The sequence below is a fragment of the Winogradskyella ursingii genome (assembly GCF_013403975.1).
Classification (GTDB): domain Bacteria; phylum Bacteroidota; class Bacteroidia; order Flavobacteriales; family Flavobacteriaceae; genus Winogradskyella; species Winogradskyella ursingii.
In genome coordinates, this window is sequence record NZ_JABFDH010000018.1 from 1 (window position 1) to 935 (window position 935).

At 29.2% G+C, this 935-nt stretch carries 1 protein-coding gene; it reads left to right on the forward strand.

Annotated features, from left to right (window positions below; translation table 11 throughout):
* On the forward strand, nucleotides 1–315 hold a 315-nt coding region (locus HM983_RS15760; protein WP_218841882.1), incomplete at its 5' end, for a hypothetical protein.
* Nucleotides 316–935: the final 620 nt, after the last annotated feature.

Below are 935 nucleotides of genomic sequence, written 5' to 3' on the forward strand. Positions count from 1 at the left end.
GCACTTTTGCTATCTTTCGGTTTACGTCGGAATAACACTGCGTGTCATTCCGTAACGAAACCATACACAAACACGTTGGCAATAATTAAAAAAAAAACGTATAAAATGAACTTTTTAATATTAATAATAATCATAGGTTTAATTTGGTATGCTGTTAAAATTGGATTCAATATTGGCTGTATAGTTGGAGGAATTATTGGAATTATTATTGGTTCAAGTTTAGGAATTGCAGGTAGTGGAGGCGCTTCTAACGGTTGGATTATTTTCGGAGCGATTGGATTTTTTGTTGGTGGTTTAATTAGTAAAAAAAAATAATATATGGGATTTATTTTAATAATAATTGGAGTCATAATTCAATATGGATTGGCAAATTCAAGGCGTGATTCTGAAAATTTTTTCGAGAATGGTTCGCAATTTATGACTAACTCAAACTCAAGAGGAATTCTGACTTTAATTAGTTGGATTTTAATTATAGTTGGTGTAATCAGTTTATTTTAATGTCTGACCTTGAATTACAATAACTGAATCTAATAAAAAAATAAAATGAAAATATTAAAAATTATAATCGGAATTTTTTGTTTTGCACTAACAATAAATGCATTCAAAAACGGACTTGAACCTGGCGAAGGATTTGCATTTTACATACCTATAATAATTGTGTTTATTATCGGAATATTACTATTTAAAAGTGCGTTTAAAAATAAAAAAGTAGATTAAAAAACTATTGCCAACAACGTATATAATTTATTGCTAGTTCTAGCCTACTTACGAAAATCCTCGCGGATTTTCTATTCGGTTTTTATTTGCTAAATTAGGTGCTTAAACACGCAACAAACCATATACAACAACGTTGGCTGTAATTTTGACCCGTCCTGAATAAAGGCTACATAATCTTAAACAATTATGTACAAAAATGACAAAGTAATTAGAAGGTA